The organism is Reyranella sp. (assembly GCF_050185545.1).
Lineage (GTDB): Bacteria > Pseudomonadota > Alphaproteobacteria > Reyranellales > Reyranellaceae > Reyranella.
This window is the reverse complement of the sequence record NZ_JBFWZI010000062.1, coordinates 15,162-36,101: the sequence shown is the minus strand read 5'-3', so window position 1 is coordinate 36,101 and position 20,940 is coordinate 15,162. Positions and strand designations below refer to the sequence as shown.

At 67.4% G+C, this 20,940-nt stretch carries 15 protein-coding genes and 1 pseudogene; 6 read left to right on the top strand and 10 right to left on the bottom strand.

The window, feature by feature from the left end:
- Positions 1 to 71: 71 nt before the first annotated feature.
- A complete protein-coding gene (locus AB7O82_RS18055) occupies positions 72 to 293 on the bottom strand; it encodes a hypothetical protein (protein WP_428547686.1) in 222 nt (73 codons plus the stop codon).
- A 105-nt stretch (positions 294 to 398) separates the two neighbouring features.
- On the bottom strand, positions 399 to 1,121 hold the full coding sequence (locus AB7O82_RS18050; RefSeq protein ID WP_428619904.1) for a sulfite exporter TauE/SafE family protein: 723 nt from the start codon (positions 1,119 to 1,121) through the stop codon (positions 399 to 401).
- 178 nt (positions 1,122 to 1,299) lie between these two features.
- Here AB7O82_RS18050 and AB7O82_RS18045 point away from each other — a divergent pair, with 178 nt between their 5' ends.
- Positions 1,300 to 1,719, top strand: coding sequence for a DUF4345 domain-containing protein (locus AB7O82_RS18045; RefSeq protein ID WP_428619901.1), 420 nt, complete (start codon positions 1,300 to 1,302; stop codon positions 1,717 to 1,719).
- Positions 1,720 to 1,929: 210 nt separating this feature from the next.
- Here the strand turns inward: AB7O82_RS18045 and metH are convergent.
- From metH to AB7O82_RS18030, 3 genes and pseudogenes are all read right to left on the bottom strand, one after another.
- A pseudogene (gene metH, locus AB7O82_RS18040) lies at positions 1,930 to 5,636 on the bottom strand (methionine synthase).
- Entirely contained in the window at positions 5,633 to 6,553 is a 921-nt protein-coding gene (metF, locus tag AB7O82_RS18035; protein WP_428543769.1) for a methylenetetrahydrofolate reductase [NAD(P)H], read from the bottom strand. Before metF ends, metH begins: the two are co-directional and overlap by 4 nt.
- On the bottom strand, positions 6,550 to 7,542 hold the full coding sequence (locus AB7O82_RS18030; RefSeq protein WP_428619899.1) for an ArsR/SmtB family transcription factor: 993 nt from the start codon (positions 7,540 to 7,542) through the stop codon (positions 6,550 to 6,552). Before AB7O82_RS18030 ends, metF begins: the two co-directional genes overlap by 4 nt.
- Before the next feature lie 159 nt (positions 7,543 to 7,701).
- Here AB7O82_RS18030 and AB7O82_RS18025 point away from each other — a divergent pair, with 159 nt between their 5' ends.
- The 3 genes from AB7O82_RS18025 to cysE all read left to right on the top strand — a co-directional run bounded on the left by AB7O82_RS18025 (position 7,702) and on the right by cysE (position 10,094).
- Entirely contained in the window at positions 7,702 to 8,502 is an 801-nt protein-coding gene (locus AB7O82_RS18025; RefSeq protein WP_428543765.1) for an MlaA family lipoprotein, read from the top strand.
- Positions 8,503 to 8,579: 77 nt separating this feature from the next.
- Entirely contained in the window at positions 8,580 to 9,185 is a 606-nt protein-coding gene (locus tag AB7O82_RS18020; RefSeq protein WP_428543763.1) for an MlaC/ttg2D family ABC transporter substrate-binding protein, read from the top strand.
- 99 nt (positions 9,186 to 9,284) lie between these two features.
- The gene (gene cysE, locus AB7O82_RS18015) at positions 9,285 to 10,094 is read left to right on the top strand and encodes a serine O-acetyltransferase (RefSeq protein ID WP_428543761.1); all 810 of its coding nucleotides are present in this window, start codon (positions 9,285 to 9,287) and stop codon (positions 10,092 to 10,094) included.
- 9 nt (positions 10,095 to 10,103) lie between these two features.
- Here cysE and AB7O82_RS18010 read toward each other — a convergent pair whose 3' ends face one another.
- The 3 genes from AB7O82_RS18010 to ettA all read right to left on the bottom strand — a co-directional run bounded on the left by AB7O82_RS18010 (position 10,104) and on the right by ettA (position 13,190).
- Positions 10,104 to 10,538 (bottom strand): hypothetical protein, encoded by a 435-nt coding sequence (locus tag AB7O82_RS18010; RefSeq protein WP_428543759.1) that lies wholly within the window; start codon positions 10,536 to 10,538, stop codon positions 10,104 to 10,106.
- A 197-nt stretch (positions 10,539 to 10,735) separates the two neighbouring features.
- The gene (locus tag AB7O82_RS18005; protein WP_428543757.1) at positions 10,736 to 11,290 is read right to left on the bottom strand and encodes an FUSC family protein; all 555 of its coding nucleotides are present in this window, start codon (positions 11,288 to 11,290) and stop codon (positions 10,736 to 10,738) included.
- Positions 11,291 to 11,513: 223 nt separating this feature from the next.
- The gene (gene ettA / locus AB7O82_RS18000; RefSeq protein WP_428543755.1) at positions 11,514 to 13,190 is read right to left on the bottom strand and encodes an energy-dependent translational throttle protein EttA; all 1,677 of its coding nucleotides are present in this window, start codon (positions 13,188 to 13,190) and stop codon (positions 11,514 to 11,516) included.
- 311 nt (positions 13,191 to 13,501) lie between these two features.
- Here ettA and katG point away from each other — a divergent pair, with 311 nt between their 5' ends.
- Positions 13,502 to 15,673 carry a catalase/peroxidase HPI gene (gene katG, locus AB7O82_RS17995; RefSeq protein WP_428543753.1) on the top strand — a complete coding sequence of 724 codons (2,172 nt, stop codon included), beginning with the start codon at positions 13,502 to 13,504 and terminating at the stop codon, positions 15,671 to 15,673.
- 310 nt (positions 15,674 to 15,983) lie between these two features.
- Positions 15,984 to 19,418 (top strand): NahK/ErcS family hybrid sensor histidine kinase/response regulator, encoded by a 3,435-nt coding sequence (locus AB7O82_RS17990; RefSeq protein WP_428543751.1) that lies wholly within the window; start codon positions 15,984 to 15,986, stop codon positions 19,416 to 19,418.
- 6 nt (positions 19,419 to 19,424) lie between these two features.
- On the opposite strand, the gene AB7O82_RS17985 is transcribed toward AB7O82_RS17990, so the two are convergent.
- A complete protein-coding gene (locus tag AB7O82_RS17985; protein WP_428619897.1) occupies positions 19,425 to 20,258 on the bottom strand; it encodes an EamA family transporter in 834 nt (277 codons plus the stop codon).
- Positions 20,259 to 20,262: 4 nt separating this feature from the next.
- Complete coding sequence (locus AB7O82_RS17980) at positions 20,263 to 20,832, bottom strand: helix-turn-helix domain-containing protein (RefSeq protein ID WP_428543747.1); 570 nt, start codon at positions 20,830 to 20,832, stop codon at positions 20,263 to 20,265.
- Positions 20,833 to 20,940: the final 108 nt, after the last annotated feature.

The window sequence follows — 20,940 nt, the reverse complement described above, 5'->3', positions numbered from 1 at the left end:
AGCGCCGGCTGATGCACCGCATCACCGTCTCCGGCTGCGCGCTGCAGCCGGCGACGGCCTGACGTCGATCCCTACCGCTTGAGCCGCAGCGAGATCTCGGCGACGCCGGTCGCCAGGTTGTAGCCGGTGTCGCGCACGACGCCGGCGGCGACCATGCCGATCTCCGCATTCGGACCCCCATACAGCCAGTTGCCGCCAGCCTGCGTGCTCGCCGCGACGGTGCTCTGCTCGCCGACAAGGAAACCTTGCGGCGTCTCGACGGCGTAAAGCGTGCCGCCCTCCTTGGCATTCATGCGTGCCAGGGCCTCCTTGGGCATGAGGTGCTGAGCGAATTGCCAGTACGGCGGAGTTTGAGTTCCGGCATGTCGTAACTCCTAATGTAGATACGGTCGTAGATACTAGCGAATCGCCGCCCACAACAGGGCAAGGCCCGAGATCACCATCACGCCGTCGAGCAGTCGCTGGAAGGTGGCGACGCTCAGCCGTTCGACGATCAGCCGCGCGAGGTAGGTTCCGGCCATCACCGATGAGCCGGAGATGAGCCCCTTGATGACGATGTCGACGGGCAGCGCACCGAACTCGCGGAAGGTGACGGCCTTGCTGATGTAGAGCGCCAGCGAGCCCGCCGCTTCGGTGGCGATGAAGGCGCCCTTGACCAGGCCGTACGCGGCGAACGTCGGCACGCTGAGCGGCCCCGTGGACACGACGATGCCCGTCAGGAAGCCGATCACGGCGCCGGCGAGCACGAGATGCCAGGCGACGAATCGGACGCTGCGGCTGGCGAGCCAGCGCCGGCCTGGCACCATGGCGAGGAAGAACAGGCCGAGCGCGATGTCGATCAGCCTCTCGGGCAGCACGAGCAGCGTGCGCGCGCCCAGCGTGGCGGCCGGGATGCCGCCCAGCGCGTAGGCGCCGCAGGCCCGCCAGTCGATCTCCTTCCACCATGAGGTGATCTTGGCGAAGTTCGACATCAGGGCGACGACCGCCATGATCGGCACGGCTTCGCGCGGCCCGAACGCGTAGACCAGGATCGGCAGCAGGATGATGGTGGCGCCCGTGCCGACGATGCCGCTCACAGTCCCGGCGACGACACCGACGATGAGTACCAGGGCATAGCTCATGATTGCCTCGTCAGCCGCCATACCATGGCAGAAGGAATCGCTTGCGGGGCGACAATTCGCGGAGGGCAGTTCGACGCGGCATTTCGCGCATGGGTCGCCGCGCGCTTCCCGGTCGTAATTAGCGGGCTTCACAACCGGTATGTTGGCGCTGGCGCAGGTGATGCGCCTGGAGATCGGCATGAAGGCGTTCCTGGCGTTCTTTGTCGCCTTCTTCGGTGCCGTGTGCATGCTGATCGGCTTGGCGCACATCGCCGTGGGCCCGGCGGTCATACCGGGCTCCATCCCCGTGAATGCCACCATGGACAGCGAGGACCGCTTCTACGCCACGTTGTTCGTGGGCTTTGGCGGAGCATTGATCTGGTGCAGCCGTGCGCTGGCCACGCGAGGCCAACTCTTCGCCTGGTTGCTGGTGGTCTTCTTCGCGAGTGGCGTCTCGCGGCTTGTCTCGTTGTGGCAGGCGGGTTTGCCGCACCCGCTGTTTCAAATGCTCACCGTCGTCGAGCTCGTCCTGCCGGTGGCCCTGTGGATTCTGTACCGAAGGGCCTTCCGGGAAACGTACTGCTACGGAGTGGACACATCTCGAAACACTCCCCCGTAATCGGCGGAGGTGCCCCGTCATACGGGGCGGAGGGGGAAAGCCGCACTCGAGATGCCTCTGATTCCGACTTCGGAATCTCATGGATCTCGTTTGAGGCCTTCCCCCTCCGCCCCCTTCGGGGGCACCTCCCCCGTAAGACACTCGTAAGACGGAGGAGGAATTAAGTTGTGTCCACTCCGTAGCAGCTTCGCTGGGGAGGAGCCTGACGCATCAGTAGCCGATGTTCGGTCGCAGCCATCGCTCTGCCTGCTCGATCGGCACGCCGCGGCGGCGGGCGAAGTCCTCGACCTGGTCGCGGCCGATGCGGGCGACGCCGAAATACTGCGCCTCGGGATGGGCGAAGTAGTAGCCCGACACCGCCGCCGTCGGCAGCATGGCGAAGCTCTCGGTCAGGATCATGCCGGCGTTCTGCCCGGCATTGAGCAGGCGGAACAGCTCGGGCTTCTGGCTGTGGTCGGGGCAGGCGGGGTAGCCCGGCGCCGGCCGGATGCCGCGATATTTCTCGCGCACCAGCTCGTCGTTGCTCAACGCCTCGTCGGGCGCGTAGCCCCACAAGGTCTTGCGCACCCGCTCGTGCAGGCGTTCGGCGAACGCCTCGGCCAGCCGGTCGGCCAGCGCCTTCAGCAGGATGTCTGAGTAGTCGTCGTGGTCGGTCTTGAAGCGCGCGAGATGCTGCTCGATGCCGTGGCCCGCGGTCACCGCGAAGCCGCCGATCCAGTCGGCCTCCGGCGAGACGAAATCGGCCAGACACATGTTGGCGCGCCCCGAGCGCTTCTCGACCTGCTGGCGCAGGAAGTAGAGCCGCGACATCTCCTTGTCGCGGGCCTCGTCCTCGTACAGCACCACGTCGTCGCCGTCGCGCCGGCACGGCCAGAACGCGACCACGCCCTTGGCGGTGAGCCACTTCTCGCGCACCACGAGCTCCAGCATCTTGCGCGCATCGGCGTAGAGCTTGCGCGCGCTCTCGCCAACCACCTTGTCCTCGAGGATGCTGGGATAGACGCCGGCCAGCTCCCAGGCGCGGAAGAACGGCGTCCAGTCGATGCGCTCGATCAGCTCGTGCAGCGGATACTCGGCGAAGATGCGCGTGCCGGTCACCGCCGGCCTGGGCGGCGTGTATTTCGACCAATCGATCGCGTAGGCGTTGGTGCGGGCGATCTCGAGCGAGACCAGCTTGTCCTTCTTGCCGTCGCCGCGCTCGACGCGAATCTGCTCGTATTCGGCGGCGACGCGGGCGGCGAACTCGCGCGCCTGGCCCTTGGACTCCGAGGTGAGCGCGGTGCACACGCCGACCGCGCGCGAGGCATCGAGTACGTGCACCGTCGGCCCTTCGTAGCGCGGCGCGATGCGCAGCGCCGTGTGGACCTTGGAGGTCGTGGCGCCGCCGATCAGCAAGGGCACCTTGAAGCCCTGCCGGTTCATCTCCTCGGCGACCGTCACCATCTCGTCGAGCGACGGGGTGATCAGTCCCGACAGGCCGATCATGTCGGCGCGGTTGTCGTTGGCCGATTTCAGGATGTCCTGGAACGGCACCATGACGCCGAGGTCGATGACCTCGAAATTGTTGCACTGCAGGACCACGCCGACGATGTTCTTGCCGATGTCGTGGACGTCGCCCTTGACCGTCGCCATCACGATGCGGCCCTTGCTGCGCGACGTCGCCGTCTTCTCGGCCTCGATGTAGGGCAGCAGGTGGGCAACCGCCTTTTTCATCACGCGGGCGCTCTTCACCACCTGGGGCAGGAACATCTTGCCGGCGCCGAACAGGTCGCCGACCACGTTCATGCCGGCCATCAGCGGACCCTCGATGACCTCGATCGGCCGCGCGATCTGGCGCCGCGCCTCCTCGGTGTCCTCGACCACGAACTGGTCCATGCCCTTGACCAGGGCGTGCTCGAGCCGCTTCTCGACCGGCCAGCTGCGCCATTCGGCATCCTGCGTGGCGGCGACCTCGCCGGTTCCCTTGTACTTGGGCGCCAGCTCGAGCAGGCGTTCCGTGGAATCCTCCCGGCGATTGAGGATCACGTCCTCGCAGGCGTCGCGCAGCTCCTTGGGGATCTCGTCATAGACCTCGAGCTGGCCGGCATTGACGATGCCCATGTCCATGCCCGCCTTGATGGCGTGATAGAGGAACACCGAGTGCATGGCCTTGCGCACCGGCTCGTTGCCCCTGAACGCGAACGACAGGTTGGAGACGCCGCCGGAGATCTTGGTGCTGGGGCAGCGTGCCTTGATCTCGCGCGTCGCCTCGATGAAGTCCACGCCGTAGTTGTTGTGCTCCTCGATGCCGGTGGCGACGGCGAAGATGTTGGGATCGAAGATGATATCCTCTGCGGGGAAACCGACCTTGTTGACCAGGATGTCGTAGGCGCGGGCGCAGATCTCGACCTTGCGAGTCTTGGTGTCGGCCTGGCCCTTCTCGTCGAACGCCATGACGACGACGGCGGCGCCGTAGCGGCGTACCTTGCGGGCGTGCTCGATGAACGGCTCGACGCCTTCCTTCATCGAGATCGAGTTGACGATCGGCTTGCCGGCGACGCACTTGAGGCCGGCCTCGATCACGCTCCACTTGGAGCTGTCGATCATGATCGGCACGCGGGCGATGTCGGGTTCCGAGGCGATCAGCTTCAGGAACGTTTCCATCGCCTTCTCGGCGTCGAGCAGGCCTTCGTCCATGTTGACGTCGATGATCTGTGCGCCGCTCTCGACCTGCTGGCGCGCCACCTCGATCGCCGCGGCGTAGTCGCCCTCGAGGATCAGCTTCTTGAACCTCGCCGAGCCGGTGACGTTGGTGCGCTCGCCGATGTTGATGAAGGTGGCGCGCTGGGCCTCGGGCGCGCCGTCGTCGAGAACCTGTGTCATCAGAAGAAGCTCGCCGCTTCCATGCCGGAGAGCCGGAGCGCCGGCGGCAGCGCGTGCCACTGGCGCGGCTTGACGCCCTTCACCGCCTCGGCGATCGCGGCGATGTGCTTGGGCGTCGTGCCGCAGCAGCCGCCGACCACGTTCAGCCAGCCGTTCTCGGCCCAGCCGCGCACCAGCTTGGCCGTCATCTCCGGCGGCTCGTCGTAGGCGCCGAGCTCGTTGGGCAGGCCGGCATTGGGATAGACGCAGACCATGCCGTCGACCTGCGGGTTCAGCGCATTGACGTAGGGATGCAGCTCGGTGGCGCCGAAGCTGCAGTTCAGCCCCATGGTGAGCGGCCGGGCGTGGCGCACCGAATGCCAGAACGCCTCGACCGTCTGGCCGGACAGGTTGCGGCCGGCGAGGTCGGTGAGCGTCATCGACACCATGACCGGCAGTTCCTCGCCACGCGCTTCTGCCGCCTCGTCGGCGGCGACCAGGGCGGCCTTGGCGTTCAGCGTGTCGAACACCGTCTCGATCAGAATGAAATCGACGCCGCCATCGAGCAAGCCGTCGATCTGCTCGCGGTAGATGCCCTTCACTTCGTCGAAGGTCACAGCGCGGAAACCCGGATCATTGACGTTGGGCGATACCGACAGGGTCTTGTTGGTCGGTCCCAGGGCGCCCACGACGAAGCGCGGCTTGTCGGGACCGCGCCCGGTCGCGGCGTCGGCGCAGGCGCGCGTCAGCTTCGCCGCCGCGAGGTTGATCTCGCGCGCCATGCCGGGAATGCCGTAGTCGGACAGGCTGATGGCGTTGGCGTTGAAGGTGTTGGTGGCTAGGATGTCGGCCCCGGCATCGAGATAGGCGTTGCAGATCTCGCTCACGATCTCGGGTCGCGTCAGGTTGAGCAGGTCGTTGTTGCCCTTCTGGTCGTGCGCGAAGTTGCGGCCGCCGCGGAAGCCTTTTTCGTCCAGCCGATAGCTCTGGATCATCGAGCCGTACGGCCCGTCCTTGACCAAAATGCGCTCCGCGGCGATGTCGCGCAGCAGCTGCGCCTTTTCCATGCGATTCATTGCGGACGTACTCCCAGCAAGTGGCAGATGGCGAAGGTGAGGTCGGCGCGGTTCAGCGTATAGAAGTGGAATTGGTCGACGCCCTCGTCGCGCAGCCGCCGGCAGAGATCGCCGGCGACGGTGGCGGCGATCATGCGGCGCGTCTCGACATCCTCGTCGAGCCCGTCAAACAGGTTGGCGAACCACGCCGGCACCTTGGAGCCGCACAGGCTGGCAATGCGCGAGACGCCCTGGAAGTTCGAGACCGGCATGATCCCCGGCACGATCGGCACGTTCACGCCCGCCCTCGCCGCGAGATCGCGGAAGCGCAGGAAGTCGTCGACCTCGAAAAAGAACTGGGTGATGCACCGGTCGGCGCCGGCATCGACCTTGCGCTTGAGGTTGTCGAGATCGGCTTTGACGTCGGCCGAGGCGGGATGCTTCTCGGGATAGCCGGCGACGCTGATCTGGAAGGCGCCGATCCTCTTGAGGCCCTTCACCAGCTCGGCGGCATTGGCATAGCCGCCCGGATGGACGCTGTACTGGGCGCCCATGCCGGCCGGCGGATCGCCGCGCAGCGCCACGATGTGGCGGATGCCGGCAGCCCAATAGGCGCGGGCGATGTCGTCGATCTCGCCCTGGGTCGCGCCGACGCAGGTCAGGTGGGCCGCCGGATCGATGCCGGTTTCCTTCTTCAGGCGGACGACCGTCTCGTGCGTGCGCTGGCGCGTCGAGCCGCCGGCGCCATAAGTCACGGAGAAGAACGTCGGACGCAGTGGTGCGAGACGGACCACCGTTTCCCACAGCGTGCGCTCCGCCGCCTCGGTCTTGGGCGGCGAGAACTCGAACGAGACCTTCAGGCGCTGCGGCGCGCGGGCAGGAAACTCGGCAGCAGCGATGCCGAGCGGGCTGCCCAGCGGGCCGGTGTCGGGGCTCATCGCGATACTCCATGCGCGGAAAGGGCTGACGATCGGGCCGACGTGTGCTCGGGCACCTCACGTTCGCCGCGCCAGATGCCCGTCATCAGGCGCCGGCCGGGGAAGTGGATCGGCTCGAGTGGATTGAGGCCGGCGCTCCTGAGCCAGCCCTGGACCTGGTTGTCGGCAAAGCCGAGATGCACATGGGCGTGCTCGCGCTTCAGCTCGACCAGGTCGTGCGGCGAGAAATCGACCACCAGCACGACGCCGCCGGGACGGACGACGCGCGCCGCCTCGGCGAGCGCCGCCGCCGGGTCGTCGGCATAGTGCAGGACGTGATGGATGGTGACGACGTCGTAGCTGTCGGAGTCGACCGGCAGGGCATACATGTCGCCCTGGCGGATGTCGGCATTGTCGATGCCGGCGCGCGCCAGGTTGGCGCGGGCGAGCGCCAGCATCTCGCGCGACTGGTCGATGCCCAGCGCCTGCTCGACCTTGGGGGCCAGCACCTCGAGCAGCCGGCCCGTGCCGGTGCCGATGTCGAGCAGGCGGCGGGCGCCGATCGGCAGGTGGTGGGCGAGCGCGCGCTCGATCTCGCGGTCGGCGACATGCAGGGCGCGCAGCTCGTCCCAGCGCTGGGCGTTGTCGCGGAAGTAGCGCACCGCCGCCGTCTGGCGGCGCTGCTGCAGGGCATCGAGCCGGGCGCGGTCAGCGGCGATCCGGCTGTGCTTCGGATCGAGCCGGCGCACGAACTCGCGCACCAGGGCCGCGTCGTCGCCCGCGGTGACCAGTCGGAAGCGCGTGAACTGGGCTTCGCGGAAGCGTTCAAGCAGGCCCGCCTCGACCAGGAGCTTGAGATGGCGCGATACGCGCGGCTGGCTCTGGCCCAGGACGTGGACGTAGTCGCTGACGGTCAGATCCTCGCGTGCCGCCAGGGCGAGGATGCGCAACCTCGTATCCTCGGCCGCGGCGCGCAGAAGGGTGAGAAGGTGGTCCATCGACCAAAGCATATAAGCATATCTTTATGTTTGCAATCACGATCTATCCCTAGGTCGGGCCCGGCAATGCTCTTCAAAGTAGAGGCGCCGTGTGCAAGACTGCAGTGACGACCGGCCCGGTGCATAGTGGGCCTGGGGGATGAACCGGGGTTGGCGTTCATGATTGCAAGCGTGTCCAAATGGATGACGGGCGGCGCCCGTCGATCCGTCACTGCGGTCGCGCTGGCCGCCGCCCTGGCCGGCGGGTGCGCCTCCGGCGATACCGGGGCGGCCGAGGTCTGGGACCCCATCGAGACCCCCAACCGCTTCATCTTCTCGTTCAACCGGGCGCTCGACGTCATGGCGATCCGGCCGATTACTGTCCTCTATCGGGACTGGGTGCCAGAGCCGGCACAGAAGAGCGTGCGCAACGTGCTCGACAATCTCGGCGAGCCGGTCACCGCCATCAACGAGGTCTTTCAGGGCGATCCCAGCCGGGCGGCTACCACCATGGCGCGCTTCCTGGTCAATTCGACTATCGGCGTCGCCGGCCTGTTCGACGTCGCCACCAGCTTCGGCCTGACCCGCACCAAGGAGGATGCTGGCAAGACCATCGGCATGTGGGCCGGCAAGGGCGTCGAACCGGAGAATGGCGGCTTCTATCTCATGCTGCCGCTCGCCGGTCCGTCGAACGCGCGCGACGCCACCGGGCTGATGATCGACTACGCAATCGATCCCTTCCAGATCCTGCCGATCGCCTTCAACTGGGACTGGTTCTACTATTCGGCGCCGCGCTATGGACTTACGGTCATCGACTACCGCTCGCGCACCATGTTCGCCCTCGACGACCTCGAGAAGAACAGTGTCGACTACTACGCTGCCCTGCGGTCGGCCTACACGCAGAACCGGGCCGAGCTGATTCGCGCCAAGCGCGAGAAGACCGACACCAAAGGCGAGCTCGAGCGGCGCGACAATCTCGCTCTGGTGAAGTGAGGTTTTCGCCGTTCGGCATCGGCATCGATGCCGTGCTAGAAGCGTTTCAGTCCAAAGCCATTGCCAGGGAGCGAACGGTGTCGCTGCTCGCCAGTCGTCGTGTTGTCCTCGGTTTCGTCGCAGGCGCGGCCGCCACTCTCGTGGCATTGCCGGCTGCGGCGGCGAATCCAGCCGCCGAGCTGATCGAGCGGACTGCCGCCGAAGTCATCCAGATCATCAAGAGCACGAGCCCCGGGCCCGCCCGGCAGGCCGCCATGCAGAAGGTCCTGCAGACCAATTTCGACCTGCCCTACATGGGGCAGACCGCGCTGGGCGCGAACTGGAACAGGGCGAACGAACAGCAGCATGTCCGCTTCCTGAAGGCGGTCGAGAGCGCCGAAGCGCGGGCCTACAGCGAGCGCTTCGGTCAGTACGGCGGACAGACCGTGACCGTCGGCAAGGTGACCAGCCGGCCGAACGGCGTCTTCATTGTCGACAGCCGGATCAACCAGTCGAACGGTCAGCCGATCAAGCTCGAATGGGAGGTCCGCGACCGCGGCCGCGGGCTGCGCGTCACCGATGTCAAGGTCGAGGGCGTCAGCATGGTCATGACTAGACGTTCGGATTTCAATTCCTACATCCAGAATAACGGCGGCACGGTCGAGCCGCTGATCAAGGAACTGGAGTCGCGGGCGGGACGCTGAATTGCGTCGGTCGGGCAGACCAACTAGGATTGCCGAAGGGAGGCGTTTTTCCCGGCCCGCCGTTCAGTAGGATGCTCGGCTGGGTCGAAGGAGAGCGCCATGGACAGCTCACTGGTCAAGAATGCCGCCGAGCCCCGCTCGGTCGATCCCGTGTGGACGCGAATTCGTGAGGCAGCGCAGGCAGCGGCCGCATCCGAGCCCGTGCTCGCCGGCGTCCTGCATGCCACCATTCTCAGCCAGACCAGGTTCGAGGGTGCGCTGAGCTACCATCTGGCCCGGCTGGTCGCCACGACGGAGGTGCCGGCGGCACTGATCCGCCAGACTTTCGAGGAGGCGTTCGCCAGCGATCCGGCGATCGGCATGGCGGCGCGGGCCGACATCGTCGCGGTCACGGACCGCGATCCGGCGTGCACGTCGCACCTCGATCCGCTGCTGTGGTTCAAGGGTTACCATGCGCTGCAGACCTATCGCGTGGCGCACTGGCTGTGGCTGCAGCGCCGCCAGACGCTGGCGCATTACCTGCAGAGCCGGGCCAGCGCGCTGTTCGGGCTCGACATCCATCCCGGCGCGGTGATCGGCAAGGGCATATTCATCGACCATGGCACCGGCGTGGTGATCGGCGAGACCGCGGTGGTCGGCGACGGCGTGTCGATGCTGCACGGCGTAACCCTGGGCGGCACCGGCAAGGAGCGCGGCGACCGTCATCCCAAGGTGCGGCGCGGCGTGCTGCTCGGCGCCGGCGCCAAGGTGCTGGGCAACATCGAGATCGGCGCCTGCGCCAAGATCGCCGCGGGCAGCGTGGTGCTCGAACCCGTGCCGGCAGGCTGCACGGCGGCCGGCGTGCCGGCGCGCATCATCGGCTGCGTCGACGTGCCCGAGCCGGCCCTGGAGATGGATCAGCGGATCTGAGCCGCCCCACTATCGCCTGAGCCAGGCCCAGGCGAACACACAGGTGGCGATGCCGTGGCCGGCCGCTCCGATCACGAGGAGCGGGGACGGCCAGGTGCCGATGCCGACCATTGTCGCCAGCATCAACGTTGCAAGGTAGAGCGTTGCGAGCGCGCTGTAGAACAGCAGCCCGCGGCGGATGCGCTTGCCGCCCAGCGCCGGCCAGAAGCTGACGCCGACGGCGAACAGGGCGATGCCGAGCAGCCGCAGGGCGATGACCTGACCCGGGCTGCCGAGCCCCTGCTCGGCCAGGAACCGGTTGACGGCGACAGCGAGCAGCACCAGGGCAAAGCCAGCGGCCACACTCACGGCTGCTGCAATCGCACGCAGCAGCTGCGGCGTGGTTACTCCCGTACGGTAGACGTCGCCGAGCGACGTGCCCCGCGTCTGCTGGAACGTTTTCATGTTTCCACCCACCCTCGATCCGGCGATTTCCCAGATCGCCCGACCAACCCAAGTACACGACTCTTCCCAATTTGCAGGCAAGCGCAGACTGCTCCCCGTGGCAAGCGGGATCAGTTGTCGCAGGGGCCATTACACATCTCGATCCCGGTGATTGAGTGACCGGCCGGTGGCCCTCGGTGGTCCAATTCCGGGCAGAACTAGGAATGTGCCGGTGCCGTCGCCTTTTTCACCGGCCAGATCCTGGCCATCAGCCAACTTACCAGCAGGCCGACCAGGCAACCGAACAGCACCTCGCCGACCTTGTGCAGGCCGTGCTCGAGCCCGCTCAGCTTGGAATGGCTTTCCAACCCCGAGGCGATGACGAGAGCGGCGGTGATCGGCGCCTGTCGCCACATGGTCTGGATGTGGATGACGTAGGACGAGACGAACACCGTGACGGCCAGAGCAATCGGCAGCTTCCATTCGGTGGGATTGCCGACGGCCAGGAACGCCAGACCGACGACACAGCCGACCAGCACGTTGATCAGGCGGCTCCTGAACATGCGCGCGGCTTCCTCGACCTGGGGATCCGACGCCGCGACCATCGAGGCGATCGCCCAGATCGGGTTGGTGTCGGCGATGTGCACCAGCACGTACCAGACGATCGACGAGGCAATGAAGACGTTGACCGCGAAGCGTACCCCCAGGATGTCGCGTCGGACCTTGTCGGCCCATTCCCGCAGGGCGCGGACATTCATCGGCGGCAACGGCATCGTTCGTCTCCCCGCGCGACGCTACTCCGGATGGCGCAGGGCCCTCAATCATTCCTCCCCCGTAATCGGGGGAGGTGGCCCGTAAGGGCCGGAGGGGGAGAGCCCCAGACAAGATGATTCCGATCCCGACGTCGGAATCGGAGGAATCGCGTCTGCGGCCTTCCCCCTCCGCCCCGTGTGACGGGGCACCTCCCCGTAAGACGGGGGAGGCGAACGGGCGCGCCTACTTCCTCAGCAGCGGCTTGTACTTGATGCGGTGCGGCTGGTCGGCGTCGGCGCCGAGACGGCGGTGCCGGTCGGCCTCGTAGTCCTGGTAGTTGCCTTCGAACCATTCGACGTGGCTGTCGCCTTCGAAGGCCAGCATGTGGGTGGCGATGCGGTCGAGGAACCAGCGATCGTGGCTGATGATCACGGCGCAACCGGCGAAATCGACCAGCGCCTCCTCGAGCGCGCGCAGCGTGTCGACGTCAAGATCGTTGGTCGGCTCGTCGAGCAGCAGCACGTTGGCGCCGCTCTTCAGCATCTTGGCCAGATTGACCCGATTTCGTTCGCCGCCAGACAGTTGGCCGACTTTCTTCTGCTGGTCTGCGCCCTTGAAGTTGAACGAGCCGCAGTAGGCGCGGCTCGGCACCTCGCGGTTGCCGAGCTTGATGATGTCAAGACCACCCGACAGCTCCTCCCACACGGTCTTGTTGGGATCGAGCGTCTCGCGGCTCTGATCGACGTAGCCCAGCTTCACCGTCGGGCCGACCGAGAAGGTGCCCGAGTCCGGCTTGTCCTGGCCGGTGATCATCTTGAACAGCGTTGTCTTGCCGGCGCCGTTGGGTCCGATCACGCCGACGATGCCGCCGGGCGGCAGCTTGAACGACAGGTCGTCGATCAGCAGCCGGTCGCCGAAGCCCTTGGAGATCTTGTCGGCCTCGATGACGTGATCGCCGAGGCGCGGTCCGGCCGGGATGACGATCTGCGCCTGGTCGAGCGTCGCCTGCTTCTCCTCGGCCACCATCTGCTCGTAGGCGGCGATGCGCGCCTTGCTCTTGGAGCGCCGCGCCTGCGCACTCTGGCCCATCCATTCGAGCTCGCGCTGCAGGGTGCGGCGGCGGGCGTCGGCGGCCTTCTCCTCGAGCGCCAGCCGCTGGTCCTTCTGCTTCAGCCAGGACGAGTAGTTGCCTTCCCACGGGATGCCGGCGCCGCGATCGAGCTCGAGGATCCAGCCGGCGACATTGTCGAGGAAGTAGCGGTCGTGGGTGACCGCCACGACCGTGCCCGGGAATTCGCCGAGATGTCGCTCGAGCCAGGCCACCGATTCGGCGTCGAGATGGTTGGTCGGCTCGTCGAGCAGCAGCATGTCGGGCCTCGACAGCAGGAGGCGGCACAGCGCGACGCGGCGGCGCTCGCCGCCCGACAGCTTCTCGACCTCGGCGTCGCCGGGCGGGCAGCGCAGCGCGTCCATGGCGATCTCGACGGTGCGGCCGAGGTCCCAGCCGTTGCCGGCGTCGATCTTCTCCTGCAGCTCGGCCTGCTCGGCAACCAGCTTGTCCATGTCGGCGTCGGGATCGGAAAAGGCATTGGAAACCTCCTCGAAGCGGGCCAGCATGCGCGCCATCTCGCCGGCGCCGTCCATGACGTTGCCGAGCACGTCCTTGCCGGGATCGAGCTTCGGCTCCTGCTCGAGGAAGCCCACCTTCACGCCTTCAGCCGCCCACGCCTCGCCGGTGAAATTGTCGTCCTGGCCGGCCATGATCCGGAGCAGGGTCGACTTTCCCGCGCCGTTCAGGCCGAGCACGCCGATCTTGGCGCCAGGAAGGAATGACAGCCAGATGTCCTTCAGTACCTGCTTGCCGCCCGGAAAGGTCTTGTTCAGGCCCTTCATGACGTAGATGTATTGATAAGCCGCCATCTTACTGATTCCTCATGCTCTAGCGCCCGAGTTGGCCTGACTGGGAGGGGGCGAGCCCGCCTTGTTGTTGCTTGTGGGCGAGTTCGAGGCTCCCATCCCCTGTCAGGTTCCAGGTCTCCTTGGGCCGCTCTCTTTTCAGATCGGAAGGTGCCTAGATAGGCGGCCTCCGGCAGGCATTCCAGTTCGATTTGAGGGAGTTGCCGCGTCCTCTTAAGATTCGTCGACGCGCCCACGGACAGGACGCCCACGATTAAATTGGAATAATTCTAAAGTGAGGCCATATTCGACACGACTAACGATCGAGGGAAACCATGCCAGACGAGACCAAGTGCCCGTATACGGGCGGCACCCGCGTGCACACGAACCGCGACTGGTGGCCGAACCAGCTCGACCTTTCGGTCCTCCACCAGCATTCCGCACGATCCGATCCGATGGGCGAGGCGTTCGACTACGCCAAGGAGTTCAAGAGCCTCGACCTCGATGCCGTGATCAAGGACCTGCACGCCTTGATGACGGATTCGCAGGAATGGTGGCCGGCGGATTTCGGCCACTATGGTCCGTTCTTCATTCGCATGGCCTGGCACAGCGCCGGCACCTACCGCGTCGGCGACGGCCGCGGCGGCGCTGGCTCGGGCCAGCAGCGGTTTGCGCCGCTCAACAGCTGGCCGGACAACGTGAGCCTCGACAAGGCGCGTCGGCTGTTGTGGCCGATCAAGCGGAAGTACGGCCGCAAGATCTCCTGGGCGGACCTGCTGATCCTCGCCGGGAACGTCGCCCTCGAATCGATGGGCTTCAAGACGTTCGGTTTCGGCGGCGGCCGCAAGGATGTCTGGGAGGCCGACCAGGACATCTATTGGGGGCCCGAGGGCAAGTGGCTGGCCGACGAGCGCTACAGCGGCGACCGTGACCTCGCCGATCCGCTTGGCGCCGTGCAGATGGGACTGATCTACGTCAATCCGGAGGGGCCGAACGGCAAGCCCGACCCCATCGCCGCGGCGCGCGATATCCGCGAGACTTTTGCCCGGATGGCGATGGACGACGAGGAAACGGTGGCTCTGATCGCCGGCGGCCACACGTTCGGCAAGGCGCACGGCGCCGGGGATGCCGCGCTGGTCGGCCCGGAGCCGGAAGCAGCGCCCATCGAGCAGCAGGGGCTCGGCTGGAAGAGCTCGTTCGGCACGGGCAAGGGCAAGGACGCGATCTCGAGCGGCCTCGAGGTCACCTGGACCACGACGCCGACCCAATGGAGCAACGGCTTCTTCGCCAGCCTGTTCGGCTACGAGTGGGAGCTGACCAAGAGTCCGGCCGGTGCGCACCAGTGGACGACCAAGAACGGCGCCGGGGCCGGGACGGTCCCGGATGCCTTCGACAGCACCAAGCGGCACGCGCCCACCATGCTGACGACCGACCTCTCGCTGCGCTTCGATCCGGCGTACGAGAAGATCTCGCGGCGCTTCTACGAGCACCCCGACCAGTTCGCCGAGGCCTTTGCCCGGGCGTGGTTCAAGCTCACGCACCGCGACATGGGTCCGATCGTGCGCTATCTCGGCCCGCTCGTGCCGAAGGAACACCTGCTGTGGCAGGACCCCGTTCCCGCCGTCGATCATCCGCTGATCGACGAGCAGGACATCGCTGCCCTCAAGACCAGGATCCTGGCGTCGGGCCTGTCCATTCCCGAGTTGGTTTCGACCGCCTGGGCATCGGCCTCGACGTTCCGCGGCACCGACAAGCGCGGCGGCGCCAACGGCGCGCGCATTCGCCTCGCGCCGCAGAAGGATTGGGCGGTCAATCAGCCGGCCGGGCTGGCGAAGGTGCTGCAGGCGCTCGAGACCATCCAGGCGGAGTTCAACGCCGCGCAGACCGGCGGCAAGAAGGTCTCGCTGGCCGACCTGATCGTGCTGGGCGGTGGTGCCGCCATCGAGAAGGCGGCGAAGGGGATGAAGCTCAAGGTTCCGTTCGCGCCGGGCCGCATGGACGCCTCGCAGGAGCAGACCGACGCCCACTCCTTCGCGCCCCTCGAACCGATCGTCGACGGCTTCCGCAACTACGCACGCGGCAAGCAGCGCCTGTCGCCCGAGGAGTCGCTGGTCGATCGGGCGCAGCGCCTGACGCTGACGGCGCCGGAGATGACCGTGCTGGTCGGCGGCCTGCGCGTCCTGGGTGCAAATGCCGGCAACTCCAGGCACGGCGTCTTCACCAGGAAGCCGGAGACGCTGACCAACGACTTCTTCGTCAACCTGCTCGACATGGGCATCGAATGGCAACCCTCCGCCGGCGCCGAGGGCGTCTACGAGGGACGCAGTCGCAAGAGCGGCGAGGTCAAGTGGACCGCAACCCGCGCCGACCTGATCTTCGGCTCGCACTCCCAACTGCGCGCGCTCGCGGAAGTGTATGCGTCTGCCGACGCGAAGCGGAAGTTCGTGAAGGACTTCGTGGCGGCATGGACCAAGGTCATGAATCTCGACCGCTTCGACCTCGGCTGACCAATTCCTGTTCCTCCCCCGTCATACGGCTAGGGAGTGGACGCATCTAAATCCCTCCCCCCGGGGGAGGTGCCCCGTCTTACGGGGCGGAGGGGGAAGGCCGCGGAAGAGCTCTATGAATTTCCGACGTTGGAACTTCATGGATCTTGCGTGAGGTCTTCCCCCTCCGGCCCTACGGGCCACCTCCCCCGATTACGGGTGAGGAAAAGGAAACGCGTCCACTTCCTGGCCGTCATACGGGGGAGGGTTGGAGTTCGCTTGTCGCCGCCCCGCCGAACGGGTTGAATGACGGCGGGAGAAACGTTCACGCATGCTGACGGAGCCAACCGTCCTTGCCCTGTCGCTCGCCTATCTGGGTCTGCTGTTCGCCGTGGCCTGGATCGGCGACCGCCATGCGCGGGCCTGGTCGGCCAGTTCGCTGGCGCCGGCCGTCTACGGCCTGTCGCTCGCCATCTATTGCACGTCGTGGACGTTCTACGGCGCGGTCGGCCGCGCTGCGACCAGTGGCATCGACTTCATCCTGATCTACACCGGCCCGGCCCTCGTCGTGGTCGTGGGCTATCCGATGCTGCGCAAGATGGTGCGGGCCGCCAAGCAGCACAACGTGACGTCGATCGCCGACTTCCTGGCGTCGCGCTACGGCAAGAGCCGCGCCGTCGGCGTCATAGCGACCCTGTTCGCCACCGTCGGCGTGCTGCCCTACATCGCGCTCCAGCTTCAGGCCGTGTCGTCGACCTTCAGCACCATCGCCGCACCGACGCCGCTGCCCGGCAGCCTGCCAGGCGTCGTTCAGACCGACACCTCGCTGATCGTCGCCGCCCTGATGGCGGTGTTCACCATCCTGTTTGGCGTGCGCCACGTGCAGGCCTCCGAGCAGCATCGCGGCATGATGCTGGCGATCGCCTTCGAGTCGGTGGTCAAGCTGCTGGCACTGCTCACCGTCGGGCCGTTCGTGCTGTTCGTCCTGTTCAACGGGCCCGCCGATCTGCTGGCCCGGGTCGAGAACGTTCCGGCGATCGCCGACCGCGTCGGTCGCGAGGGCTCGCCGCTCACCTGGGTCGTCACCACGCTGCTTTCGGCGATGGCCTTCCTGTGCCTGCCGCGCCAGTTCCACGTCGCGGTGGTCGAGCACGACCATTCGGCGAGCCTCAGGACCGCGCGCTGGCTGTTCCCGCTCTACCTGTTCCTGGTCAACCTGTTCGTCGTGCCGATCGCCGCCGCCGGCCTGCTGCTGCTCGGCTCGCAGGCCAACCCCGATCTCTATGTCCTGCAATTGCCGCTGGCCAACAGCGAAAGCTGGCTGTCGGTCTTCGTTTTCATCGGTGGCCTGTCGGCGGCGACATCGATGGTGATCGTGGCCTGCATGGCGCTCTCGGGCATGATCGGCAACGAGCTGGTGATGCCGTATCTGCTGCGACGCCGGGCCGGCGTGGCACGCGACATGGGGCCTCTCGTGGTCTTCGTGCGCCGCGCCGCCGTCGTGATCATCCTCATGGCAGGCTATGCCTACGAGCGCATCATCTCGGGCTATCTGCCACTCGCCTCGATCGGCATGATCAGCTTCTGCGCCGTCGCCAACTTCGCGCCCGGGCTGGTGCTCGGGCTGTACTGGCGGCGTGCCCATCGCTATGGAGTCATCGCCGGTCTGGCCGGCGGCTTCATCGTCTGGCTGTACGCCCTCCTGCTGCCGACTCTCGGGCAGAGCGCGGGTGGAGGGCAGGTGACGCCGCTGAAGCCCTACCTGCCCGATCCGCTCGCCGCGCTCGATCCCGTCGGGCAGGGCTTCGTGGTCGGCATCCTGGTCAATACGCTGCTGCTGGCCGGCGTCTCGCTGCTGGTGCGCGCCCGCGGCTCGGATGCCGAGCAGGCCGACGCCTTCGTCCTGGGTGCCGAGCCGGAGCAGCCGCAGCGCCAGGCGCCTGCCGATGCCGCGCGCATCGACGAGCTGCGCGAGCTGCTTTCGCGCTTCGTCGGCGACGAGCGGGCCGTCCGCGAGCTGCCCGGCGAGGGGCTCTCCATCGAGACGGCGCTCACCCGCACCGAGCGCGTGCTGTCGGGTACCCTGGGCGCCGCTTCCGCCCGCGTCATCGTTGCCGCCTTCGGCCGTCGCGGCCGCCTGCTGCCGCGCAGCGCGCGCGCCATCATCGACGAGGCTTCGGAGGCGATCCGCTACAACTACGAAATCCTGCGCAACACCCTCGACCATGTCGGCATGGGCATCGCCGCCTTCGACAGTGCCGGGCGGCTGGAGATCTTCAACGACCGCTTTACCGTCCTGCTGGCGCTCGACGACGACCGCGTCACGGTCGGCGCCTCGCCTCCGCAGTTCGGCGCCCGCAGCGATATCGCCGCGCTGCTGCGCCGGCCGGAGGCGCCGCAGACCCACGAGATCACCACTCGCGAGGGCCGGGTCATCGAGCTCAGGCTCGATCCGCTGCCGGGCGGCGGATTCGTCGCCACCTGCAACGACGTGACGGCCCGCGTGCACACCGCCGAGGCCCTGCGCGAGAGCGACCGCCAGCTTCGCCAGTCCACGGAGACCCTGGAGCAGCGGGTGATCGAGCGCACCGCCGAGCTGGAGGCGAGCCGCGCCGAGGCCGAGGCCGCCAATCTCGGCAAGACGCGCTTCATCGCCGCCGCCAGCCACGACCTGTTGCAGCCGCTGCATGCCGCTCGCCTGTTCACCGCGGCGATGCTCGATCGCGATCCCGGCAACGATCTCGGCGGCAAGATCGACACCAGCCTGGGCGCGGTCGAATCGCTGCTCGACGCGCTGCTCGACATCTCCAAGCTCGATGCTGGCGCCTTCAAGCCGGAGAAACGTCCCTTTGCCTTGCAGCCGCTGTTCGACTCGCTGGCCACGGCCTTCGCGCCGGTCGCCGCCCGCGGCGACGTCGAGCTGGTGGTGGTGCCGACGCGCGCTTTCGTCTCGACCGATCCGGCCTTCCTGCGCCGCATCCTGCAGAACCTGCTGTCCAACGCCCTGCGCTACGGCCGCACCGAGGGGCGGCCGGCGCGCGTCCTGATCGGCTGCCGGCGCGTGGGCGAGCAGCTGCGCATCGAGGTCAGGGACAACGGACCGGGCATCGCGCTCGACAAGCAGACGATCATCTTCGACGAGTTCGTGCGCCTGCAAGGCAACGACGACGAGCCGCGCGAGGAGCGGGGGCTGGGGCTCGGACTCGCCATCGTCGACCGCATCGCCCGCATGCTCGACCTCGAAGTCGAGCTGGTGTCGGCGCCGGGCGAGGGCTCCACCTTCTCGGTGACGGTGCCGCGCGTGGCCGCGGTCGTCGCCGCGCCGGTGGCGGCGCCGACGCCAAGGCCGACGCCGTCGATCGAGAGCGAAAGCTTCGTGCTGTGCATCGACAACGAGGCCCGCGTGCGCGAAGCGATGGCCATCCTGCTCGGCGGCTGGGGCTGTCGCGTCGCGACGGCCGCCTCCCAGGGCGAGGCGCTGGCCGAGGTCGCCCGCGTCGGCCGGTTGCCCGATCTGGTGCTCGCCGACCTGCACCTCGACGACGGACCGGACGGGCTCGACGTGGTCGAGGCCCTGCGTCGCGCCTGGGACCGCACCGTGCCGGCGGCGCTCGTCACCGCCGATCGCGACCCCACCTTGCGGCTGCGGGCACGGGCGCGTCAGGTCGAGCTGCTGCACAAGCCGGTGAAGCCCGCCGCCTTGCGCGCCTTGCTGCGCCCGCACAACGCGCCCACCGTCGCAGCGCGGGCGTCATCGGCCGGATAGCGCCGCTCAGCTGAAGCGGAGCAGCGGGACGGCGGCAGCCGCGAGCAGGATGGCGACCACCTGCCGTCGCGTGAACGGCTCCTTGAGCCAGACGATGGCGATCAGCAGCGCGAACACCGCGCTGGTATCGCGCAACGCCGCCGCCGGCGCGACCGGTGCGGCGCTCAGGACCCACAGGATGAGTAGATAGGATGCCACCGAGGCGCAGGCGATCGGCAGGGCAGGGATCGCGTGCCGCGCCACTCTGCGCCACGAGCCGGTCGAGCGCTGCAGGCACAGCATCGCCGCACCATTGGTGATGGAAACGGTGAACCCATAGGCCCATGGCGAGCCCGCGCTACGCACGCCCCTTGCATCGCACAGGACATAGACGGCAGCCGACAGCCCGGCGAGCGCGATCCAGCCCAACGCCCGACGCGGCAGGGCGACCTGTCCCGGACGACCGAGTGCGAGCAGCACGAGCGATGCCGCCACGAGGCCGATGCCGGCCAGGCCGTAGCCGCTCACCGTCTCGCCCGAAAGGATCGCCGCCAGCGGAACCACCAGCAGAACCGACAGGGCGCGCACCACGGGATAGGCGGTGCCGAAACCCGCCGCCTCGTAGGCCCGCAGCAGCGCCGTGATCGTGACCACGCTCATCGATGTCGAGGCGGCGATCCACGGCCAGGAGTCGCGTGCCGGCAGGCCGCTCCACGCCAGGCCGGGGAGCACGATCACCGCGCTCGCCACCATCTGGGCCGTCATCAGCGCGCGCGGCTCGGAGCCGGCCTTTACGGCGGCATTCCAGCCGGCATGCAGCACCGCGCTGATCAGAGCCGCGGCAACCTGCCAGGTATCCATGCGCTCAGGCGACGATCACGGCGGCATAGCGCGCCGGCTTGCGGCTGCGGTTGCGATAGGCCGTCGGCTGGTCGAGCACGAAAGCCAGGCAGTCGCCGGCGCCCAGCTGGTGGTGCCGATCGCCGACCGTGATCTCGATCTTGCCGTCGAGCACCCAGACCTGCTGATGCGCCGGCGTCCGCCGGCTCGTGGCGTCGTAGGCAACCTGGGCGCCTGGCGGAAAGACGATTTCGACGATCTGGATGGGTGATGGGAAGCCGGCCGGCGAGACGTTGCGGCGCACGTAGCCCGAGCCGGGATCGCGCCAAGCCGCCTGGTCGCTCCGCCGCGACACGGGATCGCTCGCCTGCAGCGGCGGCTCGAACAGCGTCGCCAGGGTCACGTCCAGGCCGCCGGCAAGCTTTTCGAGGACGACCGCGGTGGCGCTCGTCTCGCCGCGCTCGATCAGCGAGATCATCGAGCGGCTCACCCCGCTGCGCTCCGCCAGCGCCTCGATGGTCAGTGCGCGCTCGGACCTCAGCCGACGCACCTGCGCGGCAATCTTCTGGTCGAGGGGCGCTGCTTCGCATTCCATGATATTGGATGAATCATCCAGTATCATGGACGATATGTCAACGCGGAGCCTCTTTGCTGGGAGCGCGCCACTCCGATGGCGCTCATGGGATGAGCAACCACCAGGAAG

What these genes read in the sequence shown, in the direction of transcription:
- ettA (WP_428543755.1), bottom strand. Translation starts at nt 13,190, where the DNA reads ATGGCGGCTTATCAATACATCTACGTCATGAAGGGCCTGAACAAGACC.
- AB7O82_RS18050 (WP_428619904.1), bottom strand. Translation starts at nt 1,121, where the DNA reads ATGAGCTATGCCCTGGTACTCATCGTCGGTGTCGTCGCCGGGACTGTG.
- AB7O82_RS18045 (WP_428619901.1), top strand. Translation starts at nt 1,300, where the DNA reads ATGAAGGCGTTCCTGGCGTTCTTTGTCGCCTTCTTCGGTGCCGTGTGC.
- AB7O82_RS18010 (WP_428543759.1), bottom strand. Translation starts at nt 10,538, where the DNA reads ATGAAAACGTTCCAGCAGACGCGGGGCACGTCGCTCGGCGACGTCTAC.
- AB7O82_RS17985 (WP_428619897.1), bottom strand. Translation starts at nt 20,258, where the DNA reads ATGGATACCTGGCAGGTTGCCGCGGCTCTGATCAGCGCGGTGCTGCAT.
- katG (WP_428543753.1), top strand. Translation starts at nt 13,502, where the DNA reads ATGCCAGACGAGACCAAGTGCCCGTATACGGGCGGCACCCGCGTGCAC.
- AB7O82_RS18055 (WP_428547686.1), bottom strand. Translation starts at nt 293, where the DNA reads ATGAATGCCAAGGAGGGCGGCACGCTTTACGCCGTCGAGACGCCGCAA.
- AB7O82_RS18005 (WP_428543757.1), bottom strand. Translation starts at nt 11,290, where the DNA reads ATGCCGTTGCCGCCGATGAATGTCCGCGCCCTGCGGGAATGGGCCGAC.
- AB7O82_RS18030 (WP_428619899.1), bottom strand. Translation starts at nt 7,542, where the DNA reads ATGCTTTGGTCGATGGACCACCTTCTCACCCTTCTGCGCGCCGCGGCC.
- metF (WP_428543769.1), bottom strand. Translation starts at nt 6,553, where the DNA reads ATGAGCCCCGACACCGGCCCGCTGGGCAGCCCGCTCGGCATCGCTGCT.
- cysE (WP_428543761.1), top strand. Translation starts at nt 9,285, where the DNA reads ATGGACAGCTCACTGGTCAAGAATGCCGCCGAGCCCCGCTCGGTCGAT.
- AB7O82_RS17980 (WP_428543747.1), bottom strand. Translation starts at nt 20,832, where the DNA reads ATGGAATGCGAAGCAGCGCCCCTCGACCAGAAGATTGCCGCGCAGGTG.
- AB7O82_RS17990 (WP_428543751.1), top strand. Translation starts at nt 15,984, where the DNA reads ATGCTGACGGAGCCAACCGTCCTTGCCCTGTCGCTCGCCTATCTGGGT.